We start from the raw sequence: 2,290 nt of genomic DNA on the forward strand, positions 1-2,290 counted from the left end.
AACGGCGGCCAGGGCGGCAGCGGCGGGGCCGGCGGCAACGGCGGCAACGGTGCGGCCGGTGGCGCAGGTGGCGCTGGAGGGGCCGGCGGCGACGGCATCTTCAACGGTGGCGGCCTGAGCTCCCCGACCCGGACCCTGGCGATCGGCGGCAACGGCGGAACCGGCGGCACCGGCGGAACCGGCGGGGCCGGTGGCAATGCCGGCCTGGGCGGTCAGGCCGGTGCGGGCGGTCAGGCGACCAACGGCACCAGCGGGGCCGGCGGCACGGCCGGCCTGGACGGCCTGAAGGGCACCGGCGGCGCCGGCGGAACCGGCGGCACCGGTGGGACCGGCGGCAAGGCCATCTACGAGAGCGGCACCGGCATCGCCCAGCAGGGCACCGCCGGCGCCACCGGCGGCACCGGCGCGGCCGGGGCCGACGGCACCGGCCGCTAAGCGCCACAGGAAACGAATCGGCCCCCTCCAAGGAGGGGGCCGATTCGTTGGTGTGCGGGCGGAGGGACTCGAACCCACACGCTCTCTCGAGCAATGGCACCTAAAGCCATCGCGTCTGCCATTTCGCCACGCCCGCAAGCTTCCGGATTCTATCGCTCCACAGGTCTGAGGCTGTCAGTCCAGCAAGCTACGTTGGCCTGAGAACGACGGGAGGCCGGATGGGCACCGCAGAGGATTTGCTGAGGTGCGGCGTCCCGAGTCTCGGGTACCACTTCACGAACTATTCCGAAGATATCCTGGCCATCTTTACGCAAACACTCGATCGCCATCTATCGCAAAGCTGCAACTGCGCGACTTGATGAATTCATCGGGCCAAAAACCTGAACAAGAAGCCCGATGAACCCCACGGTACCGTCATGGTGTGCCTGTGCCCCGCCGCCGCCGCATCGCGCTGATCGCGCTGGTGATCGTCGCGGCCGCCGGTTGCCTGGCGTTGGGCTGGTGGCAGTGGAACCGCTGGGAGTCCGGTTCCGGCAGCTTTCAGAATCTCGGCTACGCCCTGCAGTGGCCGCTCTTCGCGGCGTTCTGCGTGTACGCCTACCGCAAATTCATCCAGTTGGAAGAACAGCCGACCGACCAGCCGGATCAGGCCACCCCCAACCAACTTCCCGAGGGCCTGCTGCCCGAAAGGCCCGCCGCGGCGGCCCCAACCCGGGACCCCGTGCTCCGCGAGTACAACGCCTACCTCGCCGATCTGGCCAAGTCCGACAACGACAGCAGCGATTCCGACCAGAAAAGGACCACCGCATGACCGACACCCCGCCGATCACCCCGGTGGAGAAGATCCGTTCCGCGCTGAACGGCTACCGGGTGATGGCCTGGATGACCGGCATCTGGCTAATCGCTCTGGTCTACGAAATGGTGCTCAAGTACATCGTCAAGGTGGACAACCCGCCCAACTGGATCGGCGTCGTGCACGGCTGGGTCTACTTCGTCTACCTGCTGTTCACCGCCAACCTCGCAGTAAAGGTGCGCTGGCCGATCGCCAAGACGATCGGCGTCCTGCTGGCCGGCACCGTCCCGTTGCTGGGCATCATCGTCGAGCAGGTGCAGACCCGCGAGGTCCGGGAGCGGTTCAACCTGTAGTCAGCAGGTCGTAAACTCCTTACCTTTCAGCGCATAGGCCTAAATCGGAACGCCCAACCGGCTACGGTCCAAAGGTTATCCCGAGACTCTGAAAGGACCGCCGATGGCCACCTTCAACTCTTTGCCGCGCACGCATTCCGATCGTTGTGTGGGCCGGGTGGGCGCGTTGGCGGTGGCGTTGGGGATCGGTGCGGCCGTGGTGGCCATGCCGACGGTGGCGTTGGCGGATACGACGGGTTCTGCGGGTTCGACGGGCTCGGCGGATGAGAGCACCTCGACGACCCGGAGTGCGCCGCGCTCGTCGTCGCATTCCGGTGCCCGCGGGGGTGGGGCGTCGGGGTCCGATAGCGATACCACCGGCGCGACCACGGGCTCGCGGCGCGGCTCGGCGGGCCGGTCCGGCGCTGGTGGGCAGGTGTCCCCGGCGCCCGCTGAGAGCCGACCGGCCCCGGCTGAGGTGGTCGGGGGGAATCCGCGGCAGAATGATTCCGCCCCCGCGGCCGCGCCGGAACCGGCTACGGCCCCGGCGGGCGGGCCGGTCACGGGGCCGGTCTCGGAGCCGGTGGTCGGTGCGGCCCCGGTCCCGGTCCGGGCCTCGCGGGGCCTGACCGTGGAGGCTCCGGCGCCGGCGGCGGCGGTCGCGGCGCCGGCGGCCACTCAGAATGATCATGAGTCCCTGGTCGCGGCGGCTGTGCCGGCCGCGCGGGTC

General features: G+C 69.6%; 3 protein-coding genes, 1 tRNA gene and 1 pseudogene. 3 read left to right on the top strand and 2 right to left on the bottom strand.

What is annotated here, in order from left to right:
- A pseudogene (locus tag ADBZ5U_RS15865) lies at positions 1-435 on the top strand (PGRS repeat-containing protein); the annotation flags it as partial.
- Positions 436-488: 53 nt separating this feature from the next.
- On the opposite strand, the gene ADBZ5U_RS15870 reads toward ADBZ5U_RS15865, so the two are convergent.
- Positions 489-571 (bottom strand) — tRNA-Leu (locus ADBZ5U_RS15870).
- Positions 572-856: 285 nt separating this feature from the next.
- Between ADBZ5U_RS15870 and ADBZ5U_RS15875 the strand changes: the two genes are divergently transcribed.
- Both ADBZ5U_RS15875 and ADBZ5U_RS15880 read left to right on the top strand, forming a co-directional pair.
- Positions 857-1,246 carry a hypothetical protein gene (locus ADBZ5U_RS15875; protein ID WP_526811802.1) on the top strand — a complete coding sequence of 130 codons (390 nt, stop codon included), beginning with the start codon at positions 857-859 and terminating at the stop codon, positions 1,244-1,246.
- The gene (locus tag ADBZ5U_RS15880) at positions 1,243-1,581 is read left to right on the top strand and encodes a DUF3817 domain-containing protein (protein ID WP_526811804.1); all 339 of its coding nucleotides are present in this window, start codon (positions 1,243-1,245) and stop codon (positions 1,579-1,581) included. The genes ADBZ5U_RS15875 and ADBZ5U_RS15880 overlap by 4 nt, the downstream gene beginning before the upstream one ends.
- A 75-nt stretch (positions 1,582-1,656) precedes the next feature.
- On the opposite strand, the gene ADBZ5U_RS15885 is transcribed toward ADBZ5U_RS15880, so the two are convergent.
- Positions 1,657-2,238 (bottom strand): hypothetical protein, encoded by a 582-nt coding sequence (locus tag ADBZ5U_RS15885; RefSeq protein WP_526811806.1) that lies wholly within the window; start codon positions 2,236-2,238, stop codon positions 1,657-1,659.
- Between the last annotated feature and the right edge of the window lie 52 nt (positions 2,239-2,290).

Origin of the sequence: Mycobacterium sp., from assembly GCF_040398885.1 — a bacterium.
In the GTDB taxonomy this organism is placed as follows: Bacteria; Actinomycetota; Actinomycetes; order Mycobacteriales; family Mycobacteriaceae; genus Mycobacterium.